The following is a 19,543-nucleotide window of genomic DNA, read 5'->3' as shown; positions in this document are numbered from 1 at the left end:
ATGAGTCAACCTGAAATGCAGCTCGCCCGTGACAGGGCGAATAACAGGCGCAGCAAGGCGGCACGCGCATTGATTCTTGGTGTACTAAAGCAGCTTAAGGGTGCCGGCCTGACCCTGCGGGAACCCGGCGAGGAGGCAATATTATTTGGCGATCCGACTGCGGTATTACAGGGTGAAATCGACATCCGGCACCTGCGTGCCTACCGTCGTGTACTGCTGGGTGGCAGCGTCGCCGCCGGTGAAAGCTTTATTGATGGCGACTGGACAACGCCCAATCTGACCGTTGTTCTGCAACTGCTGGCCGAGAACCTCAGGCTGGTCGACAAACTCGAAGCACGCCTCAGCTGGCTGAGTACGCCAGCCAAAAAAATCGTTCATTTTTTCCGCCGTAACAGTCTGTCACAGGCGCGTAAAAATATTTCAGCCCATTACGACCTGGGCAACGATTTTTACCAGGGTTTTCTTGATGAGAAGATGCTTTATTCATCGGCCTGGTATCAGGAACCGCAGATGACCCTGGAACAGGCGCAGGAAGCCAAGATGCGCCGTTTATGTGAACAGCTGCAATTGAAAGCGGGCGATCATTTATTGGAGATCGGCACCGGCTGGGGCGCCATGGCCGAATTTGCCGCGCGGGAATACGGCTGTCAGGTGACCACGACCACCATTTCCCGCGAACAATATCGCTTTGCCTGTGAACGGATCGAACAGGCCGGGCTGAGTGACCGCGTGACGGTGCTGTTTGAAGATTATCGTTCATTGCGGGGTCAGTTCGACAAACTGGTGTCGATAGAGATGATCGAAGCGGTCGGCAAGCAGTATCTTTCCACCTTTTTCAAACGCTGTAACGCGCTGCTCAAACCTCATGGGCGGATGGCCATTCAGGCAATTACTATTGCAGACCAGCGTTATGCCGCCTACAGCCGTAATGTCGATTTTATTCAGCGTTATGTTTTCCCCGGTGGCTTTTTGCCTTCCATTACTGCCATGAATGACGCGATGACCCGCTGCACCAGTCTGGTGGTGCGTGATCTGTTCGATATCGGTTCCGATTACGCCCGTACGCTTCATGAATGGCGGGAACGGGTTCAGCGCTACTGGAGCACGCAGACAGACGGAGTGCAGGACGAATATTTCCGCCGCCTGTGGCTGTTCTATCTGTGCTACTGCGAGGCAGGTTTCCGTGCCCGCACCATCAGCACCGTTCAGCTTGTTGCCGAGCGACGCGGATGAAATCTTTGTGCTTCTGGCTGCTGACACTGGGCTTTGACGTCTGGTGGACATTGGCCGTGTGGGGGCGCGGGCGCTTTATCCTCTTCCTGCTGTTAAGCAGTTTTCTGATGCTGGCGTTTACGCCAGCAAAACGCCGGTTATGGGTCGCCGTTGCCTGCACGCTGGGCATCATAATGGATTCGCTGTGGTGCATTTTGGGGCTGTTTGAATTTACGGGTTCTTCCGCCGTCCCACCGTGGATGATGGCGTTATGGCTGGGCTTCAGCGCCTGGTGGCTGTGGTTACTCAGCAATTTACGGCTGACGTGGTACTGGCTGATACCCCTCGGCGCGGTCAGTGGCCCGCTGGCCTATTACCTGGGAATGCAACTCGGTGCCATGCAACTTCTCGCTACACCCGTTTATGTCTGGCTGCTGCTGGCAACAGGCTGGGCGATATTCTTACCGCTGATCAGCCTGCCGGTACTGCTCAGCCATAACACAGGACGGAAAACCCGATGACACGCCTATTGCTGGCAGCACTTTCGCTGATGATGTCTTTCTCTGCCCTGGCTGCCACACCATGGGGGGCATGGCAACAGGTCGGACGCGCCACCCTGAGCTGGGGGCCTTTTGAGGTTTATCATTCGCAACTGCTGACACCTGACGGTAAATATCAGACCGGAAAATGGCCGCAGGCGCTGGTGATTGAATATCTGCGCAGCATTGATCATCAGGAACTGACCAAAGCCACCGAAGAACAATGGCAGGCTCTGGGCATACTGGCAGAGGCACAAAAAAATGGCTGGCCGGACGCGGTGCAAAACACCTGGCCGGATGTCAGTAACGGCAGTGAAATCGTGTTTGTCGCGACTGAAAAAGGCGGCCAGTTTTACAGCCAGCCCGCCAACAGCGTGCTGAGTACGCCGGTGGGACGGCCTTTCAGCCCGGCATTCCGCGATGCCTTTCTGGCAATCTGGCTCTCGCCTGCCACGCAGTATCCTGATTTACGCAGTAAGCTGACCGGCGCATCCGCGCCCGATTAATGGCATCTTATGGAGGTTTTATGACTGTTCTGCGCAAGATTTTTGTCACGCTGGTCGTCGGCGGTATGCTGTTACTCACCGGCTGCAAAGCCAATATTCAGGATTACGCACAGGCGCAACCGAAACTGGATATTTTCACCTGGTTCGCCGGTGACAGCATCGCCTACGGCATGGTGCAGGATCACAGTAACAAACAAACCCGGCGTTTCACGGCGAGAATCCACGGTGACGTTGCGGGTGATACGCTGACGTTGCATGAAAATTTTGTGTATGACGATGGTGAGAAACAGACCCGCATCTGGCGTATCCGCAAACTGGCGGACGGCAGTTATACCGGTACGGCAGGCGACATTATCGGCACCGCCACCGGGCAATCCGCCGGCAATGCCTTTAACTGGAAATATGTGATGGATGTGAAATCAGGCGGCAGCACCTATCGTCTGACGTTCGATGACTGGATTTACCAGCAGGATCAGCAGCATCTGTTTAACGTCACCGCGCTGAAAAAATTCGGCGTAGAAGTCGCGCGGGTGACGATCTTCTTTGAGAAGCAGTGAGGTAAGCTCGATCGGCTCCCTCCCCTGCAAAGGGGAGAATTAAACCTTCACTTCTTTAATCTCAGTCTTCCTGCGCCCGAACACGAATTTTCCCAGCGTCACCAGCAATACCGCGCAGAGAATAACACCTAACGCCACCCATTCGACCGGTGAGAGGGATTCGCCGCCGAAGCCGATGCCCAGCAGAACAGCCACAATCGGGTTCACATAGGCATAACTGGTGGCCACGGCAGGTCGGACGGTTTTCAGCAAAAACATATAGGCGCTGATGGCAATCATCGAGCCAAACACCACCAGATAACCGAGCGCCAGAAAACCGCTCGTCCCGGGGACTGCCGTCAGATGCTCACCGCTGAACCGGCTGGCTACCAGCAGCACCACGCCTGCAATAATCATTTCTGCGGCACCGGCCATTAAGCCTTTTGGTAACGGCAGACGCGAACTCCACACCGAACCGAATGCCCAGCTTAACGAGGCAAGCAGGATCAGCGCCGCCCCCCACGGGTTGCCTACCAGATTGCTGCCGGTATTGAGCAGCACGATCCCGAACAGGCCTATCGCGACACCGGTCCACTCGAGGCGGCTGTTGGGCATACCCCACAGACGACTGAAGCACAATGTAAACAGCGGCACGGTCGCGACCATTACCGCAGCAATGCCTGACGGCACCTGCATATGTTCAGCCACCGTCACCAGCCCGTTACCGACCGAGAGCAGCAAAACTCCCACCGCACCGGCGGCCATCCACTGTTTAAGCGCCGGCACTTTATGCCCGCGTAACAACAGAAAGCTAAAAAGAATGCACCCGGCGAGGAAGAAACGCAGCCCGGCCATCATCAGCGGTGGCCAGCTTTCTACGCCCACGCGGATGACGAAATAGGTAGAACCCCAGATAAAATACAGTGCAAAAAGTGCAGCGATCAGTGGCAGCAGAGAACGGGTAGCAGAACCAGTCATAGGAATAACTTATTAGCGTGATAACGAAGGCAGACAGTTAACGCTATTGGCGCGAATAACGGCAAGGAAATCTGTGCGATCGCGTCAAAATGTTGTTAAAAAGTTTCTGTATATGACGAAAAATGCAATGGCATCCCCCCTAAAAGTAATCACAGCATGAATAGTCTGTTGCAGGGGTGAGGAAACGATTTATAATTCCCCGTTCAAAATCCTGAGGTACTTACATGAACTCGCTTGGCAAAAAATTATTTATCGCGCTGTTTGGTCTGATGGCAATCGGCGCAATTGGTGGCGTGATGGTTGCCGGTTATGCGGTGGTGATTCAGGACGACGCTAAACCGGTCAGCGACAGCGACGCCCCTTCAGTAGTGCCTGCACCAGCGCCGGCATCAGCGAACTGATTTGCCCACTGACCGTTGCTGCCAGCGTTGTAACCATTGACTCCAGCGTTCAAATAGCATATCCACACAAATCGCCAGCAGTGCGACAATCACCGCGCCCTGCAATACATAAGCGGTATTAAAACCGCTCAGGCCGATGATAATCGGCGAGCCGAGGCTCAAGGTACCGACCGACGAGGCTATTGCCGCCGTCCCGATATTGATAATCACGGACGTGCGGATCCCTGAAATAATCACCGGTGCCGCCAGCGGAATTTCCACTTTTCGCAGCATCTGCCAGCGGCTCATCCCCACGCCCTGCGCAATCTCGCGCGCCGATGCCGGGACCGATTCAATACCGGCAATCGTCCCCTGTAAAACCGGCAACAACCCGTAAAGCACCAGCGCAATAATCGCCGGTTTTTCGCTAAACCCCATCACCGGCACCGCCACGGCCAGCACCGCAACCGGCGGAAAGGTCTGCCCCATGGCCACCAGCGTTTCCACCAGAGAGCGGAATTCTTTGCCTGCCGGACGCGTCACACCGACGCCTGCCGCCACGCCAATCACCACCGCGATCAGACTGGAAATCCCCACCAGCAACAGATGCGCCTGTACCAGCGCGGCGAAACTTTCCTGCTGATACACCGGCCTGCTGAGTGCCGGGAACATCCAGTGGAACAGGCCGCCGAGCGACGTCATGCCGAAAATCAGCGCCAGTAACAGCGCGAAAAGCCAGAGTAAAGGATCGGTGATAATCCGCACTACTGTCTGTTTCATGCGCCGCTCCTGGGTGCCGTCAGATCTGCAAAATGCAGCACGCCCAGCGGCTGCCCCTGCTCATCAACCACCGGCAATTGCTGAACCTGCTGTGCGACAAAGGCTGACAGCGCCTGACTCAGGTTCATATTTTCGGTCAGCGGAGGCTGGCTGCCGGAATACGGCTCGCCGCGTCGCGTCAGTGAGCCAACTTCGCACAGCGACAACAAACGGATCCCCATGTCGCTGCCACCGAAGAAATCGCGCACAAATGACGTCGCCGGTTGCGTCAGCAGTTCCAGCGGCGTGCCCTGCTGCACCACCTGCCCGTCATTGAGCAGTACGATGCGGTCACCCAGCGCCAGCGCTTCATCGATATCGTGTGTCACCAGCACGATGGTGCGGTGAGTGATTTTATGGATACGAGCCACTTCTTCCTGCAACGTAGCACGGGTCACCGGATCGAGCGCGCCGAAGGGTTCATCCATCAGCAACACTTCCGGGTCAGACGCCAGCGCCCGCGCCACACCAACGCGCTGCTGCTGGCCGCCGGAAAGCTGGTGCGGATACCGCTGACGGAACTGTTTCGGGTCAAGACTGAGCAGTTCGAGCAGTTCGGTCACACGGTCACGGATTTTCGCTTTCGGCCATTTCAGCAACTGCGGCACAGTGGCGATGTTTTCTTCCACCGTCCAGTGCGGAAACAGTCCGATGGACTGGATGGCGTACCCCATCCGGCGGCGTAAATCCTGCGCCCGGAATTTTTCTATCGGTTCTCCGGCAAACAAAATCTCCCCGCGATCATGCTCCACCAGCCGGTTGATCATTTTGAGTGTGGTGGATTTCCCGGAACCGGAGGTGCCGATCAGCACGGTGAATTCGCCTTTGGCCATTTCCAGCGTGAGATCGCGCACGACCGCTTTTCCGGCAAAGTGTTTGCTAACCTGCTTGAAATGGATCATCTGCGTGTGGTTTCCAGAATTGAAACTGCGAATTTAAATATACTGTCGACGACCACGGCCATCAGTACCGCCGGGATCACCCCGAGTAATACCAGATCCAGTGCGCTGCTGAGCAACCCCTGGAACATGATGGCACCCAGTCCGCCCGCGCCGATCAGCGCCGCAACCATTGCCATACCCACGGTTTGCACTGCCACAATGCGGATACCGGTCAGGATCACCGGCAAGGCGATCGGCATCTGCACACGAAGAAAGACCTGTGCGCGGTTCATGCCCATGCCGCGCGCGGATTCAGTCACCGCTTCCGGCACTGACTCAAGACCGGCAATCACACCACGTACCAGCGGCAACAACGAATACAGCACCAGCGCGATAATCGCCGGTGCCAGCCCGATACCGCTGATACCGTGCTCCGCCAGCCACGGCAGCGCTTTTGCCAGCCCCGCCAGCGGCGCGAGCAGCAAACCAAACAGTGCAATCGATGGCACGGTCTGAATAATGTTCAGTACCGACAATACCGGCCCGCGCCAGCGGGGCTGGCGGTGACAGAGCAAACCGACCGGCAATCCAATCAACACCGCAGGCACCAGCGTGCCAGACAAAATGCCCAGATGCTGCCACAGTGCGTCGTTAAACACATCGGAGCGGTTATCGTATTCTTTGAGCAACGAAAGCTCAGCGAGCTGGCCGTACGCCAGCAGCAAAATCACGGGCACAATCATCTGCACATTGAGCAAAATACGCAGGCTGTGATTACGGGTAAAACGGGAAATAGCATCGGACGCGATCAGCAGACAAAGCGCTGCGCCGGCCCAGAAACCGCCGCCCAGCGAAGTGCGTGCGATACTGTCTTCATTGCCGCCAGACAGTTGTAATGCGCTGTGCCCTGCCAGCCACACCAGGGCGGTCAGCAGAATTTCTGCCAGCATCATCACCAGTAAATGATGACGGCCATACAGTGTGAGAAAGGCACAAATCAGCAGCAACGCGGCAGGCAGCAGAAGTAACGCAGAATAGCCCTGCAACAGGCTCGCCAGCGAAATGCCTTTACCGGACACCAGCCGGTTAGGCGCATGGCTGACGAAAGCCAGGCCGAAACCGGCCAGCAACAGCAGCAAAACCAACGTCAGCAGGACGCGGTTTTTGACGGGTGAGTGATAAGTCAAAGCATTACCTGATATCAAAGAGCACGATCCGAAGATCGTGCTCAGGGCGTCACTGCCCGGTTATTTTTTAACGAAACCTTTTTCCTGCAAATACTTCGCAGCCACTTTTTTCGCATCCTGTCCGTCAACGGCGATTTTCGCGTTCAGGCCCTGCAACGTTTTAGTATCAAGGGAGGCAAAAACGGGTTTGAGCAAATCAGGAATATTCGGATGCGCTTTCAGCGCCGCCTCGCGGATGACAGGCGCTGGTGCGTAAATCGGTTGCACACCTTTCGGATCTTCCAGCGTTTGCAGGCCAAGTGCCGCCACCGGGCCATCCGTACCATAGGCCATCGCCGCATTCACACCGGAGGTTTGTTCCGCCGCCGCTTTGATGGTCACCGCCGTATCGCCACCCGCCAGGGAGAGCAACTGTGCCTGACTGAGTTTGAAACCGTAGGCATTTTCAAAGGCCGGTAAGGCATCCGGACGCTCAATAAATTCTGCCGAGGCCGCCAGTTTAAAATCGCCGCCGCTGCTGATGTATTTGCCTAAATCACCGAGAGATTTCAGGTTGTGCGCACTCGCCACATCCTGACGCACAGCGATAGTCCAGGTGTTATTGGCCGGAGACGGGCTCAGCCAGACAATTTTGTTTTGATCGTAATCCAGCTTTTTAACCTTATCGAAACCAGCCTGCGCATTTTTCCACGCGGGGTCTTTATCATCAGAGAAGAAGAACGCGCCGTTACCGGTGTATTCAGGATAGATATCGATTTCACCGGCGGTGATAGCGCCGCGCACCACTTTCGTCGTTCCCAGTTGCAATTTGTTGGTGGTGTGGATGCCGTTCGCTTCCAGCACCTGGATAATTATGTTACCGAGCAGCGAACCTTCGGTATCAATTTTTGAACCGACACGCACAGCATCATCAGCGGCCTGTGCGCTGAAACTTAATGCAGATACCAGCGCCAGTGCTGCCACTGAAAATCCCCGTACTCGCCCAGTTGTTACAGTCATGTTCTATCCTCTTATCGGGTTATGTTGGTTTTGTCGCCCGGCGACTGCTCCGTCATTCAATCTGCTTTCATCGGTGAAAACTTTCGTTCGTGAAAACAAGCTGCTAACAAGAATAGTCCAATTTTGCGCAGGGGAATGGATGGTGATCTATAAAAGCAGGCGGTGATAGCCGGGTAAAATGCCGAAATGTACGAAGCTTATCCGTGAAATCGCTGAGGCGACGTGCCGGCGGGTCTGGCCGGTGGCGGTAACGTGACCAGCACGATTTTATACTGGCTGACATACGCTTAGATCATTGGGTTTTAAGTTATAGCCATTTGTTTTCATGCAATGCTTAATCAGGACTTGTGACCGGTATCACCTCGCCTCTATGCTGGCTTTTTTGTCAAAAAGCGTAAACACAACAATGTCTGACTTAATTGCGGCCTCACAGACCGCCTCTTCAGGGGATTACAGCGCAGCCGACACGGCGACTGACCAGCCGGTGGTGATTCGTTCCGCTGCCGATATTACTCAGTTAGTGAACCGCGGCGCAGCGAAAATCAGCGACGCGCGCATCGTGATTGCTATCGCACTGGGCGGCGTTTTCCTCGACGCTTACGACCTCGGTGCGCTGGCCTTCGGGATGAAAGATATCACCCGCCAGTTCGGCCTGACACCTTCCGGCGCAGGCTTTGTGGCCTCGGCGATTACTTTCGGGGCGATTGTGGGCGCACTCTTCGGCGGCTATCTGACCGACAAAATCGGCCGTTACCGCGTCTTTATGGCCGATATGTTCTTCTTCGTCATTGCCGCTCTGGCCTGTGCCTTTGCACCCAATGAGTGGGTTCTCGGCGGATCACGCTTTGTGATGGGTCTCGGGGTCGGCATCGATTTACCGGTGGCGATGGCATTTCTGGCGGAGTTTTCAAAACTGCAGGGCCGCGGCAATAAAGCCTCGCGCGTGGCAATGTGGTGTCCGACGTGGTACGCGGCGATCAGCGTCTCCTATCTGCTGGTGCTGCTGCTTTACGCGGTGCTGCCCGCGACGCATACCGACTGGTTGTGGCGTCTGATCCTCGGTTTCGGCGCGGTGCCTGCGATTCTGATTATCGCTATCCGTCACCGCTATATGAATGAATCGCCGGTCTGGGCTGCCAATCAGGGTGACCTGCAAAGCGCTGCGGCGATCCTGCGTAAGTCTTACAACATTCACGCAGTCGTGGCTGAAGATGCGGACAAAGCACCGCAGGTGAAAGTGCGCAAAGCCGCATGGCGTAACTACGGTACGCTGTTGCAGGGTATTTATCTGCGCCGCACTGTGCTGGCGACCGTGACGGCAGTGGCTTCATCCTTTGCCTATAATGCGGTGGCTTTCGGGCTACCGGTTATCTTATCCAGCTTCCTGCAACAATCGATGATCAGCACTATCCTGTTCTCGCTCGGCCTGAACCTGTGCTTCGCCTTCGTCGGCGGCCTGATTGCGGTGCGGTATGTCTCGAAATTTGGTGCATGGAAAATGACCTATGCCGGTTACGCCTGTCAGTTGGTCGCGATGATCGGCCTGGCACTGGTCGGTCGCCCGGCAGATGGCGGTGAAGCAGCAATTTCCATCGCCATGCTGGCACTGTTCCTGTTCGGTCAGGGCTTCGGCCCGGGATCGCACACCATGACCTTTGCGTCACTGAGCTACCCGACATCACTGCGCGGCATGGGTGTCGGCTTCAACCAGACGCTGATGCGCGGCAGCTCGACGGTCTCGCTGTTCCTGTTCCCGGTACTTTCCGCAGCACTCGGCACCGGCGTGTTCTGGGTGATCGCGTTAGCGCCACTGGCGGGCTTAATCGTGCTGACAGCGGTACGCTGGGAACCGTCGGGATATGATGTGGATGCTGAGGATTTTCAGCAGGAAGTTAAACCAGTTTAGGTTTTTGCCTTGTTCCTCCCCCCGCGAAGGAAAGGATTTTCTTGCTTCTCCCCCTGCGAAGGGGGAGGGCGCAGATCGGTATTCTTACTCCTCTCGGTTAGAAAACTGAGAGAGTGTCATCAAACCACCGCGCTTCTCGGCGCAAACACATACCCGATATCGTTTTCGATCATCGCGGACACCAGCTCAAAACCGCCATTCGGTTTGGCCTGTGCAAACGCCAGTTCACTGGTGAACACCGGGCTGACCCAAAACTGATTCACCGGATCACCATAGATTTCCGGCAGGCGCATTTTGTCTGCCGGACCGCATAACGCCGAGGAAATGACGTGTCCTTCAAAACCGAGCGGTGCCATCGGTGACATCAGGGTGTGACCTTCACCCAGCCAGCTGAGCGTCGTCCAGGGGATCTGCGCATAACCGGATAAGGCACTGGCCATCTGCACGGCATTTTCTTCTGTCACATATTCTTTGCCGACCGAAAAAGCCAGCTCAATACGGCGGTGTTTTTCAGCCTCATCATTGAAAATAATATCGACTTGCGGCATCGGACGGATACTCATGCCAACCGTGAAGAAGTAATAATTTTCTTCATCTTCATGCTGGGAAATCGCCATCGGTGGCCAGTGCCCCTGGTTAATCAGATAATATTTCAGTGAAGGGCCAAAGCGGGCTTCGTAGGATTCCAGCAGCTTGCGCTGGATTTTCGGCCACGGATTGCTGAATTCATTTTGCCAGTCGCGCCAGAACAGACGGGTTTTTTCCGCCAGCTCACATTGCGTATTGGTCGAGGCTGAACCCAGCGGGAAGGTCAGCGGATTCTGTTTAATGCAACCGGCGGAATAACACACCGAATGATCGATATACAAACTCCAGCCGGGGATCACTGCCAGCAACAATCCCTGATACCACAATGCCGCGCCGTCATCGCTTTCATTCCACAGGATCTGGATTTGGGCCGGATCCAGCGGTGCTTCGCCTTCCAGATTGCGGCAATATTGCGCCGCCAGCATCGGGGCAATCCCCTGCTCCATCGCGTCGGTATCATCGTTCGCCGGTGCGGGCACCAGATTGCGAACCCAGCAGGCGCGCATTTTCGGAAAGCGGTCACGCAAATCTTCGCGGGCGAAAATATAGAAATACACCACGCGGTTGTCCTGCTCGACCAGCGCGGTCAGGGTTTGTTTGTCGTTACTGACTTCAGCAACAATGTCGGACTGGCGCATATGACCTCAACAATATAGGAAGTTTATTATTTCCTGTGAGGTTCAGTGTAAAGCGGATAAGCCAGCCCGATAACGGGCAATATTCCCAAAAAAGCCCGATAAATCATTAAAACAGGTGCTTTTTTGTCGAAATATCGACATCAGCGGCAATACATCCGAAACAGATGCGCCAGGTGCGCGGCCATCGGTGTGAGTGTGGTATCACGTCGCTGAATAAGATAGAACGTGGCTTTCGGCAGTGACAGATCGAGATCCAGCGCGATCAGGCTCTGACCGATCACCGGATCATTAATCGCATCAACGGACAATATGCTGAGAAAATCGGTTTTGGCGATCAGGCTGGTGCACGACATAAAGGTTTCACAAATCACGCTGATATTGGGTTCGGTATCCATTTCGCTGAACATTTCGCTGAGCAATTTATAATAACTTCCGCGTGGCGTCGGCATCGTCCAGTCGCAATGTAAAAGCGCCTGCATCGAGCGGGCGTTCTGCATCGGATGGCCGCGTCTTGCGACCACCCGATACTCTTTATCCATAAGTTTTTCATATAACAGTTCGTTATCAAAAGGGCCGTGATAATAGGTATTCACGGTGAAATCCAGCTCGCCCTGTCGCAGCTCCGGGATCATCGACACCAGTTGTCCCTCGGCTATCCGTACCTTCACATCGGGAAATTCGCGGTGAAAACGCTCAATCACTTCCGGCATGATGGTGCGGGCAATACTGGCACCCACGCCGATATTTACCCTGCCGCTGGTGCCGCCGAGACGCTGCGTGATGTCTTCCTGCGCCACCCTCAGCTCTTCCAGAATCAGGCTGGCGTGTTTAAAAAACGCGTCACCACAATCAGTTAGCGTCACGCCCTGACGGCGGCGGACAAATAATTTCGTCCCCAGATTTTCTTCCAGCTCTTTAATCGATTTAGTCAGCGCGGGCTGCGAAAGATTCAGCACCCGGCTGGCGGCACGAATGCTGCCCTGACGTGCGACCGCAACAAACGCCCGCAACTGATGCATTTTTATTTGTGATGGCATGAGATTCTTTGATAACCCCTGATTATCACTAAAAAGATTTTGGCATCTTATATGCCCCGAACGCTTTATGTACATTAAAAATCTTATAAGGCCGCCTTTCGCCGCTTTCTGCGTGCGGCTCTGCACTTGCCAACGCTTTGATTTCCTCCTTTCTGCCGCTGCGCGGAAAGCCTGCATGTCTGTGTCAACAAGAGAGTCTGTGATGGTTAATGAGATTTCTGAACGTGTAGAAAAGCTGTTTCCTTCCCTGCAAAAGCAACGCCGTGACCTGCATAAATACGCCGAATCCGGCTGGCTGGAATTTCGTACCTCCACGCTGGTGGCCGATCGGCTGGAAAAACTGGGTTATTCACTGCAACTGGGCAAAGAAGTCATTGACGCGGATTCGCGTATGGGGCTGCCTTCCGCCGCTGTGCTGGCCGAACAAGAGCGGCGTGCTCTGGAACAAGGGGCGATTGCCCGCTGGATGCCACATTTCTCCGGCGGTTTCACCGGTATTGTCGCGACGCTGGAAACCGGTCGTCCCGGCCCGGTGATGGGTTTTCGTGTGGATATGGACGCGCTGGATTTATGCGAAGTCCTGGACGAGGCACACCGCCCGTTCCGGGAAGGATTTGCTTCGGCCAATAACGGCATGATGCACGCCTGCGGTCACGATGGCCACACTACCATTGGCCTCGGGCTGGCAGAAGTGCTGATGCAGGTGCGCGATCAGTTATGCGGCACCATCAAGCTGATTTTCCAGCCTGCCGAAGAAGGCACGCGCGGCGCAAAATCCATGGTTGAGGCGGGGGTGGTGGACGATGTGCAATATTTTACCGCTGTACATATCGGCACCGGCGTACCGGCTAATCACATTGTGTGCGGTAACGATACTTTCATGGCGACAACCAAGCTCGATGTGCACTTTACCGGCGTGGCTTCGCATGCAGGCGGCAAACCGGAAGACGGGCGCAACGCCCTGCTGGCGGCGGCACAGGCCACGCTGGGGTTGCATGCTATCCCACGCCACAGCGGCGGCAGCTCGCGGGTGAATGTCGGCGTGTTGCAGGCGGGCACCGGGCGCAATGTGGTGCCGTCCACCGCCATGATGAAAGTCGAGACACGCGGTTCCACCAATGAAGTAAATGATTTTATTTATCAGCAGGCGCTGAAAGTTATCTCCGGCGCAGCCGAAATGCATCAGGTGAAATTCGACATCAAACTGATGGGTGCGGCGCAAAGCAGCACACCAACGCCTGCCTGGGTAAATTACATTCACCGTCAGGCAGAAAAACTCGGCGAGTTCGAACAGATTATTGACCATCAGGAAGGGGCTGCCGGTTCAGAAGATGCCACTTACATGATGGAGCGCGTCAAAGCCCGTGGCGGTGAAGCCTCTTATGTCATTTTTGGCACGGATCTGAGCGCTGGTCATCACAATGAGCTGTTTGATTTCGATGAGAAAGTGATATCTCAGGGCATCAAAACGCTGGCGGCCCTGGCACTGAATATCGCTGAATTCAAAGGGGATATTTAATGGCGATACAACAAAATATCGTCAATTTTATCAACGACTTTATTGATAACCAGCAACCTGCCCTGGCAGAAATCAGTGATGCAATCTGGGACCATCCGGAGACCCGTTTCGCGGAATCGTTCTCCTCAGCATTGCTGGCCGACAAACTGGAAGCCAGCGGCTTTAGCGTGGAACGCGGTGCCGGCGGCATGGAAACCGCATTCATCGCCAGTTCCGGCCAGGGCAAACCCGTGATCGCCCTGCTCGGCGAATTCGACGCACTGGCCGGTTTAAGCCAGAAAGCCGGTTGCGATGTGGCGCAGCCACAGGTGGAAAACGGTAACGGCCACGGCTGTGGTCATAACCTGCTCGGCACGGCGGCACTCGGTGGTGTGCTGGCAGTGAAAGCCTGGATGGAACGTGAAAAAATTCCGGGTACGGTACGTTTTTACGGTTGTCCGGGCGAAGAAGGCGGCTCCGGTAAAACGTTTATGGCCCGCGAAGGGCTGTTTGATGATGTCGATGCCGCACTGACCTGGCATCCGGAAACCTACAGCGGCATGTTCAGCAATCAGACGCTGGCCAATATTCAGGCGTCGTTCAGCTTTAAAGGCGTGTCCTCACACGCCGCTGCCGCGCCACACCTTGGCCGCAGCGCGCTGGATGCCCTGACGCTGATGAACACCGGTTCGAATTTCCTGCGCGAGCACATTATTCAGGAAGCACGCCTGCATTACGCCATCACCAACGCGGGGGGAATTTCGCCAAACGTGGTGCAGGCCGATGCCGAAGTGTTGTATCTGGTGCGCGCACCGCAAATGGATCAGGCGCAGGCAATTTTTGACCGCGTAGTGGATATCGCCAAAGGCGCAGCGCTGATGACCGGCACGCAGATGTCGATGCGCTTTGATAAAGCCTGTTCCAACTACGTGCCCAACCGCACACTGGAAAGCGCGATGTATCAGTACGTGCAGGCATTTGGCACACCGCATTACACCGCCGGAGAGCGGGCGTTTGCGGCATCAATTCATGCCACGCTGAGCGAACAGGATATCGATAACAATTTGCTGAATATCTCCCGCACCAGCGGCGCGGAAGGCGTGGAATTCGCCGACACCCTGCGCCATTCCCCGCTGACTGACCGCGTTGCCCCGTATGCCCCGAACGACAATATCCTCTACGGCTCAACGGATGTCGGCGATGTCAGCTGGCTGGTGCCGACGGCGCAATGCTTCAGCCCGTGTTTTGCTGTGGGATCGCCGCTGCACACCTGGCAAATCGTGTCACAGGGGCGAACATCCATTGCCCATAAAGGCATGTGCCTGGCGGCAAAAGTCATGTCATCAACTGCGATAGACCTGTTCTCCCGGCCGGATTTACTGGCGGCCTGTCAGAAAGAGCGTGATGCACAACGTGCACGACGTCCCTATCAATGCCCGATCCCGGCTGGCGTGAAACCGTCGCCGTTGAAATAAATCCCGAATGAGTACACCGCGTATTCGCACCCCGTTCCGGCGCAAATACGCGGCATAAATATAAAAAAGACAAACATGACAGAGGGTTAACAGATGAGTATTCAGGCGCAAGATTCCGGCCGGAGTCCGGGAGGATTTCTTCATTGGGTGGAACGTGTCGGGAATAAAATTCCCAACCCGTTTTTGTTATTTGTTTATCTGATCGCCGTGCTGATGGTCGCCAGTGCGGTAATTTCATGGCTGAATATTACGGCGGTGAACCCGACTAACGGTGATGTCATCCACGTAAAAAACCTGCTGAGTGTGACAGGCATTCAGTGGATTTTGCCGAACGTCATTAAAAACTTCAGCGGATTTACCCCGCTCGGCTCGATTCTGGCGCTGGTTATTGGTGCCGGACTGGCGGAGCGCGTCGGACTGCTGCAAAGCCTGATGTACAAAATGGCGTCCAAAGTCAATGCCCGTTACGCCAGTTACATGGTGATTTTTATCGCCTTCTTCAGCCATATTTCGTCTGATGCCGCACTGGTGGTGATGCCGCCGTTGGGCGCGTTAATTTTCCTCGCGGTCGGGCGTCATCCGGTGGCCGGTTTACTGGCGGCTATCGCCGGCGTCGGCTGCGGTTTCACGGCTAATCTGCTGATTGTGACTACCGATGTGTTGCTGTCGGGGCTCAGTACCGAGGCCGCGAAGGCGATTAATCCGGCGGTTCAGGTGAGCGTCATCGATAACTGGTACTTTATGGCTGCCTCCGTCATTGTGCTGACAATTGTGGGTGCCATTCTCACCGATAAATTCGTTGAACCGCGCCTGCCGGTGTATCACGGCGAGCGTAACGAAGAGATGAAAAAACTGACACCGGAACAGAATCGCGGCCTGATGGCGAGCGGTATTGCAGCATTGGTGTTTATCGCACTGGTGGCATTGCTGGTGGTGCCGGAAGCCGCACCGCTGCGCAATCCTAAAACCGGCGGTATCATCCCTTCGCCGTTTATTCAGGGCATCGTACCGCTGATTATTTTGTTCTTCTTCGTGATTTCTGTGCCTTACGGCATGGTAACAAAACAGATCCGCAGTGCCAGTGATGTGCCGGATTTGCTGGTGGATCCGATGAAATCCATGGCAGGTTTTATCGTGATGGTGTTCCCGCTCTCCCAGTTTGTGGCATTTTTCAACTGGAGCAATATGGGGAAATTTATGGCGATCGGGCTGACCGATGTGCTGGAAAACTTAGGCATGACCGGTATCCCGGCGTTCCTCGGCCTGATTTTCCTGTCGGCGTTGCTGTGTATGTTTATCGCCAGCGGCTCAGCAATCTGGTCGATTCTCGCACCGATTTTCGTGCCGATGTTTATGCTGCTCGGTTTTCATCCGGCGTTTGCGCAAATCGTATTCCGCGTTGCGGATTCGTCGGTGATCCCGCTCGCGCCCATGTCACCGTTTGTGCCGCTGTTCCTCGGGTTTCTCCAGCGGTACAACAAAGAGGCGAAACTGGGTACCTATTATTCACTGGTGCTGCCGTATCCGGTTGTGTTTTTCGTCGTGTGGCTGCTGATGCTGGTGGGGTGGTATTTGCTGGGCCTGCCCATTGGTCCGGGCGTTTATCCGCATCTTTAACGGTCTCAGGTCAGACGTCCCATACGGCGCATGGCCCGGTGCCATGAGCCGTTTCTCACCGCCCAGCGCAGTACACCGGCAATACGGCGGGTGGCGAAACGAATCCTTCGGCGCTTTGGCGGGGAAAGGGAAATACCCAGTTGCGTCGCCGCCCATTCGGGCAATAACTCAATGCCAGCCTGGATCATCAGGCTGCCCACCGGTTTCGCCAGACGGCTCGGAGCCGGTGCATTCTGCAATAATTTCACCACTTCAAGCGTGCGTTCATCGCAGCGTAATTGCGGACGCATCGCCTGCAGATAATGTTCTACCGCATCGACACTCTGCGGCACATCTGCCGCACCCAGGCTTTTCGCCACACGGGAAAACTCCCGATAATAAAGGTTCTGCCCGGCCAGACTGAGCGAAGGGTTGCGATACCGCAAATGTGATTGCAGAAAGCTGTACGCTTCAGCCACGTGCACCCAGACCAGTAATTCCGGATCGCTGGCCGCATAAGGCGTGCCGTAAGCATCAGTACCCGTGACCCGCAAATGAATGGATTTTACTTTTTCGATTAATGCATTGGCATCATCCAGAGGCGCAAAAGTCGTACCCGAGATAAACTGACTGGTGCGACGAAGCCGCCCGAGCATATCTTCACGAAATGAGGAATGATCCCAGACACCGGCAAGCGCCAGCGGATGAAGCATCTGCAGCAGCAAGGCACTGACGCCGCCGCAAAGCATGGACGAGAAATCTCCGTGAATTCGCCAGGTGATGCTTTCAGGGCCAAACAGCCCCGGGTCACCCGGCGGATCCTCAAAGTCTATGCCGCCTAACGCCAGGCCCGAAATACTCAGTACCTGACGTTCTATTCTCTTTCTCAACAATTATCTTAACTCAGTGGTTAATGTTCGGCCTGACTGACTGCCGTCGCTTTGGTCAGTTCCGGCCACAGGTTCATAACCACATCAATCAGGCGGTTCAGTTCATCCGCACTCGCGCCATCACGGGCCTGTACGGAGAAGCCCTGAATGGTGCAGGCCAGGTATTTCGCCAGCAGGGCGCAGTCGCTTGCCGCTGTCAGATCACCACTGTGTTTTTTCTTCTCGAAATATTCAAACAGAGTACGTTCCTGCGAAAGATGGCGCGCACGCAGCATTTCGGCAATATCCGCCGATGACGAAGACATGCCGGATGATGCGCTGATCATAAAGCAGCCACTTGGCGTGTCACAATCGGTAAACAGTTCAACGATGGCACGCAAATAGCGTCCGACCGTATCCTCAACGGACAAATCTGTTCTGCTCAGTAAACACGAGCTCTTTTCGTAAAAGTTTTTCAGATAATGTTCAACGGCTGCGCGGAAAAGCCCTTCTTTGTTACCAAATTCAGCATACAAAGTTGGCGCTTTTGCACCGGTTGCTTCGACCAAATCGGCTAATGAAGTGGCCTCGTAACCATGGCGCCAGAATAAATTCAGGGCCTTGCTCAGAGCAGTTCCACGATCGAACTGTTTTGGGCGCCCGCGACTTTTCCGGACCAAAGCCGTCTGTTCAGTGCTCATACACCCTCCTTCCATCACCATTGTGATTATGGTTATTAAATTTTTATAGAAATAACTTAACGATCATTATTAAAAATAGTTGCGCACAAGTCCAGCGGAGTTTATTATTTAATTATCGAGCGATAAGAAAATCGCTCAAACCCGCAAAACTGCGCAGCTAAAAACGCTTTTTAAGCATACTATCCAGGACGTAACATCATGAGTAACTTCAAAATCCTTCTTGCAGTTCTGGCATTAACCGCTGTGCCGGTTGCCAATGTTGCCGCACAGCAGGTTATCATGATGCCTTTACAGAGTCAGGAAGTGAGGATGGTCAATGTGACCGGTGACAGTAACTTCTGTAACCCGGGCACCTGTACGAATAAAAACATCGAACAGGGCCGTATTCCTACTTCTCCTACTCAGCCACCTGCACCCTCGATCCCAAGCCATCGGCCCGCTTCTATTTACTACTAACGAACGCGGTGCCTGACGACAAAGAGTCAGGGCAGGAATAATGATAAGGCGGCTAATGTCGCCTTATCTTTTTATCAGCCGCCCCTGTTTTATCACCCTATCCGGCCAGAACCAACCATTAACTTAGCGATCATTAAAGATTCATTCAGCAAAATTATGCATAAAGGATTTTCCATCCTTCGCATCAATCATTTTAAAAACAATAAATTAACAAAATAAAAACAATGCAGGCATTTAATGTGATATTCATCACAGCACGATTAGTTAACGATCATTAAAAAAACATCTTGCACAAACTCCCAACACTCCCTATCATTTAATTATCGAACGTTAACTAATAACTAACGTTGACCCAAAACTGAGGTTCCTGAAGAAGGCACCCCAAATAAAAACTGAAGAACAGGAATTAACACCATGAAAAATATCGCTATGACAATCGCTGCACTGACACTGGCTACGGCTTCTTTCTCTACCTTAGCGGCAACTGAAGTTCAGTCTGCACCTGCAGGTGAGCAAACTATCGGTACTGTCAGCGCCTCTTCAAACGGTAACCTGAGTACATTGCAGTCCAAACTGAATGCAAAAGCTACTGAAGCTGGCGCAACCTCATACCGTATCATCGGGGCTTCTGGTGAAAACCATCTGTACGGTACTGCTGAGCTGTACAAATAAGTTCTGAAGGTGCTGTTAGCAGATTGTTCCGCACAATAAGTTAACGATTAATAAATAAATGAGTTGCACA

Annotated in this window: 19 protein-coding genes and 1 pseudogene; 11 read left to right on the top strand and 9 right to left on the bottom strand. The window is 54.3% G+C overall.

Features of this window, described 5'->3' with window-relative positions; all coding sequences use genetic code 11:
* Genes ACOZIO_RS19415 through ACOZIO_RS19400 form a run of 4 tightly spaced genes read left to right on the top strand, consistent with a single transcriptional unit; the run spans nucleotide 1 to nucleotide 2,814 of the window.
* A complete protein-coding gene (locus ACOZIO_RS19415; protein ID WP_129951899.1) occupies nucleotides 1-1,233 on the top strand; it encodes an SAM-dependent methyltransferase in 1,233 nt (410 codons plus the stop codon).
* Nucleotides 1,230-1,733 carry a DUF2878 domain-containing protein gene (locus tag ACOZIO_RS19410; RefSeq protein WP_421595600.1) on the top strand — a complete coding sequence of 168 codons (504 nt, stop codon included), beginning with the start codon at nucleotides 1,230-1,232 and terminating at the stop codon, nucleotides 1,731-1,733. The genes ACOZIO_RS19415 and ACOZIO_RS19410 overlap by 4 nt, the downstream gene beginning before the upstream one ends.
* The gene (locus ACOZIO_RS19405; protein ID WP_129951901.1) at nucleotides 1,730-2,257 is read left to right on the top strand and encodes a hypothetical protein; all 528 of its coding nucleotides are present in this window, start codon (nucleotides 1,730-1,732) and stop codon (nucleotides 2,255-2,257) included. The genes ACOZIO_RS19410 and ACOZIO_RS19405 overlap by 4 nt, the downstream gene beginning before the upstream one ends.
* Before the next feature lie 20 nt (nucleotides 2,258-2,277).
* Nucleotides 2,278-2,814 carry a DUF3833 domain-containing protein gene (locus ACOZIO_RS19400; RefSeq protein WP_129951902.1) on the top strand — a complete coding sequence of 179 codons (537 nt, stop codon included), beginning with the start codon at nucleotides 2,278-2,280 and terminating at the stop codon, nucleotides 2,812-2,814.
* A gap of 39 nt (nucleotides 2,815-2,853) precedes the next feature.
* Here the strand turns inward: ACOZIO_RS19400 and yedA are convergent, their stop codons facing one another.
* Nucleotides 2,854-3,771 carry a drug/metabolite exporter YedA gene (yedA, locus tag ACOZIO_RS19395; RefSeq protein WP_235173160.1) on the bottom strand — a complete coding sequence of 306 codons (918 nt, stop codon included), beginning with the start codon at nucleotides 3,769-3,771 and terminating at the stop codon, nucleotides 2,854-2,856.
* 224 nt (nucleotides 3,772-3,995) lie between these two features.
* Here yedA and ACOZIO_RS19390 point away from each other — a divergent pair.
* Nucleotides 3,996-4,097, top strand: a pseudogene (locus tag ACOZIO_RS19390) (hypothetical protein); the annotation flags it as partial.
* A 63-nt stretch (nucleotides 4,098-4,160) separates the two neighbouring features.
* Here ACOZIO_RS19390 and ACOZIO_RS19385 read toward each other — a convergent pair.
* The 4 genes from ACOZIO_RS19385 to osmF are packed head-to-tail and all read right to left on the bottom strand — an operon-like array spanning nucleotide 4,161 to nucleotide 8,037.
* A complete protein-coding gene (locus ACOZIO_RS19385; protein ID WP_129951904.1) occupies nucleotides 4,161-4,931 on the bottom strand; it encodes an ABC transporter permease in 771 nt (256 codons plus the stop codon).
* Nucleotides 4,928-5,872: an ABC transporter ATP-binding protein gene (locus tag ACOZIO_RS19380; protein WP_129951905.1), complete on the bottom strand. Its 945-nt coding sequence runs from the start codon at nucleotides 5,870-5,872 to the stop codon at nucleotides 4,928-4,930. Before ACOZIO_RS19380 ends, ACOZIO_RS19385 begins: the two co-directional genes overlap by 4 nt.
* On the bottom strand, nucleotides 5,869-7,038 hold the full coding sequence (locus ACOZIO_RS19375) for an ABC transporter permease (protein WP_421595599.1): 1,170 nt from the start codon (nucleotides 7,036-7,038) through the stop codon (nucleotides 5,869-5,871). Before ACOZIO_RS19375 ends, ACOZIO_RS19380 begins: the two co-directional genes overlap by 4 nt.
* A 60-nt stretch (nucleotides 7,039-7,098) precedes the next feature.
* Entirely contained in the window at nucleotides 7,099-8,037 is a 939-nt protein-coding gene (gene osmF / locus ACOZIO_RS19370) for a glycine betaine ABC transporter substrate-binding protein OsmF (RefSeq protein WP_129951907.1), read from the bottom strand.
* A 406-nt stretch (nucleotides 8,038-8,443) separates the two neighbouring features.
* On the opposite strand from osmF, the gene ACOZIO_RS19365 reads away from it, so the two are divergent.
* Entirely contained in the window at nucleotides 8,444-9,943 is a 1,500-nt protein-coding gene (locus tag ACOZIO_RS19365; RefSeq protein ID WP_129951908.1) for an MFS transporter, read from the top strand.
* Between the two features lie 119 nt (nucleotides 9,944-10,062).
* On the opposite strand, the gene ACOZIO_RS19360 is transcribed toward ACOZIO_RS19365, so the two are convergent.
* Nucleotides 10,063-11,169: a suppressor of fused domain protein gene (locus tag ACOZIO_RS19360; RefSeq protein WP_129951909.1), complete on the bottom strand. Its 1,107-nt coding sequence runs from the start codon at nucleotides 11,167-11,169 to the stop codon at nucleotides 10,063-10,065.
* A gap of 140 nt (nucleotides 11,170-11,309) precedes the next feature.
* Nucleotides 11,310-12,206 carry a LysR family transcriptional regulator gene (locus ACOZIO_RS19355; protein WP_129951910.1) on the bottom strand — a complete coding sequence of 299 codons (897 nt, stop codon included), beginning with the start codon at nucleotides 12,204-12,206 and terminating at the stop codon, nucleotides 11,310-11,312.
* 202 nt (nucleotides 12,207-12,408) lie between these two features.
* Here ACOZIO_RS19355 and ACOZIO_RS19350 point away from each other — a divergent pair, with 202 nt between their 5' ends.
* The 3 genes from ACOZIO_RS19350 to abgT all read left to right on the top strand — a co-directional run bounded on the left by ACOZIO_RS19350 (nucleotide 12,409) and on the right by abgT (nucleotide 16,796).
* A complete protein-coding gene (locus ACOZIO_RS19350) occupies nucleotides 12,409-13,725 on the top strand; it encodes a M20 family metallo-hydrolase (protein WP_129952146.1) in 1,317 nt (438 codons plus the stop codon).
* Entirely contained in the window at nucleotides 13,725-15,179 is a 1,455-nt protein-coding gene (locus ACOZIO_RS19345; protein WP_421595598.1) for a M20 family metallopeptidase, read from the top strand. The genes ACOZIO_RS19350 and ACOZIO_RS19345 overlap by 1 nt, the downstream gene beginning before the upstream one ends.
* A gap of 93 nt (nucleotides 15,180-15,272) precedes the next feature.
* Nucleotides 15,273-16,796 (top strand): p-aminobenzoyl-glutamate transporter, encoded by a 1,524-nt coding sequence (abgT, locus tag ACOZIO_RS19340; RefSeq protein WP_129951912.1) that lies wholly within the window; start codon nucleotides 15,273-15,275, stop codon nucleotides 16,794-16,796.
* Between the two features lie 5 nt (nucleotides 16,797-16,801).
* Here abgT and ACOZIO_RS19335 read toward each other — a convergent pair whose 3' ends face one another.
* Both ACOZIO_RS19335 and ACOZIO_RS19330 read right to left on the bottom strand, forming a co-directional pair.
* Nucleotides 16,802-17,668, bottom strand: coding sequence for an oxygenase MpaB family protein (locus tag ACOZIO_RS19335; protein WP_129951913.1), 867 nt, complete (start codon nucleotides 17,666-17,668; stop codon nucleotides 16,802-16,804).
* A 17-nt stretch (nucleotides 17,669-17,685) separates the two neighbouring features.
* Nucleotides 17,686-18,345, bottom strand: a complete 660-nt coding sequence (locus ACOZIO_RS19330; RefSeq protein ID WP_421595597.1) for a TetR/AcrR family transcriptional regulator — start codon at nucleotides 18,343-18,345, stop codon at nucleotides 17,686-17,688.
* Nucleotides 18,346-18,543: 198 nt separating this feature from the next.
* Between ACOZIO_RS19330 and ACOZIO_RS19325 the strand changes: the two genes are divergently transcribed.
* Together ACOZIO_RS19325 and bhsA are read left to right on the top strand one after the other, a co-directional pair.
* On the top strand, nucleotides 18,544-18,801 hold the full coding sequence (locus ACOZIO_RS19325; protein WP_217220045.1) for a hypothetical protein: 258 nt from the start codon (nucleotides 18,544-18,546) through the stop codon (nucleotides 18,799-18,801).
* 414 nt (nucleotides 18,802-19,215) lie between these two features.
* Complete coding sequence (gene bhsA / locus ACOZIO_RS19320; RefSeq protein WP_129951918.1) at nucleotides 19,216-19,473, top strand: multiple stress resistance protein BhsA; 258 nt, start codon at nucleotides 19,216-19,218, stop codon at nucleotides 19,471-19,473.
* Nucleotides 19,474-19,543: the final 70 nt, after the last annotated feature.

Origin of the sequence: Rahnella sp. PD4 (assembly GCF_049199325.1) — a bacterium.
GTDB lineage: Bacteria > Pseudomonadota > Gammaproteobacteria > Enterobacterales > Enterobacteriaceae > Rahnella > Rahnella perminowiae.
Note: the sequence above shows the minus strand (reverse complement) of the source record. Positions and strands in the feature narration are given on the sequence as shown.

What these genes read in the sequence shown, in the direction of transcription:
- ACOZIO_RS19415 (WP_129951899.1), top strand. Translation starts at nt 1, where the DNA reads ATGAGTCAACCTGAAATGCAGCTCGCCCGTGACAGGGCGAATAACAGG.
- ACOZIO_RS19410 (WP_421595600.1), top strand. Translation starts at nt 1,230, where the DNA reads ATGAAATCTTTGTGCTTCTGGCTGCTGACACTGGGCTTTGACGTCTGG.
- ACOZIO_RS19405 (WP_129951901.1), top strand. Translation starts at nt 1,730, where the DNA reads ATGACACGCCTATTGCTGGCAGCACTTTCGCTGATGATGTCTTTCTCT.
- ACOZIO_RS19400 (WP_129951902.1), top strand. Translation starts at nt 2,278, where the DNA reads ATGACTGTTCTGCGCAAGATTTTTGTCACGCTGGTCGTCGGCGGTATG.
- yedA (WP_235173160.1), bottom strand. Translation starts at nt 3,771, where the DNA reads ATGACTGGTTCTGCTACCCGTTCTCTGCTGCCACTGATCGCTGCACTT.
- ACOZIO_RS19385 (WP_129951904.1), bottom strand. Translation starts at nt 4,931, where the DNA reads ATGAAACAGACAGTAGTGCGGATTATCACCGATCCTTTACTCTGGCTT.
- ACOZIO_RS19380 (WP_129951905.1), bottom strand. Translation starts at nt 5,872, where the DNA reads ATGATCCATTTCAAGCAGGTTAGCAAACACTTTGCCGGAAAAGCGGTC.
- osmF (WP_129951907.1), bottom strand. Translation starts at nt 8,037, where the DNA reads ATGACTGTAACAACTGGGCGAGTACGGGGATTTTCAGTGGCAGCACTG.
- ACOZIO_RS19365 (WP_129951908.1), top strand. Translation starts at nt 8,444, where the DNA reads ATGTCTGACTTAATTGCGGCCTCACAGACCGCCTCTTCAGGGGATTAC.
- ACOZIO_RS19360 (WP_129951909.1), bottom strand. Translation starts at nt 11,169, where the DNA reads ATGCGCCAGTCCGACATTGTTGCTGAAGTCAGTAACGACAAACAAACC.
- ACOZIO_RS19355 (WP_129951910.1), bottom strand. Translation starts at nt 12,206, where the DNA reads ATGCCATCACAAATAAAAATGCATCAGTTGCGGGCGTTTGTTGCGGTC.
- ACOZIO_RS19350 (WP_129952146.1), top strand. Translation starts at nt 12,409, where the DNA reads ATGGTTAATGAGATTTCTGAACGTGTAGAAAAGCTGTTTCCTTCCCTG.
- ACOZIO_RS19345 (WP_421595598.1), top strand. Translation starts at nt 13,725, where the DNA reads ATGGCGATACAACAAAATATCGTCAATTTTATCAACGACTTTATTGAT.
- abgT (WP_129951912.1), top strand. Translation starts at nt 15,273, where the DNA reads ATGAGTATTCAGGCGCAAGATTCCGGCCGGAGTCCGGGAGGATTTCTT.
- ACOZIO_RS19330 (WP_421595597.1), bottom strand. Translation starts at nt 18,345, where the DNA reads ATGAGCACTGAACAGACGGCTTTGGTCCGGAAAAGTCGCGGGCGCCCA.
- ACOZIO_RS19325 (WP_217220045.1), top strand. Translation starts at nt 18,544, where the DNA reads ATGAGTAACTTCAAAATCCTTCTTGCAGTTCTGGCATTAACCGCTGTG.
- bhsA (WP_129951918.1), top strand. Translation starts at nt 19,216, where the DNA reads ATGAAAAATATCGCTATGACAATCGCTGCACTGACACTGGCTACGGCT.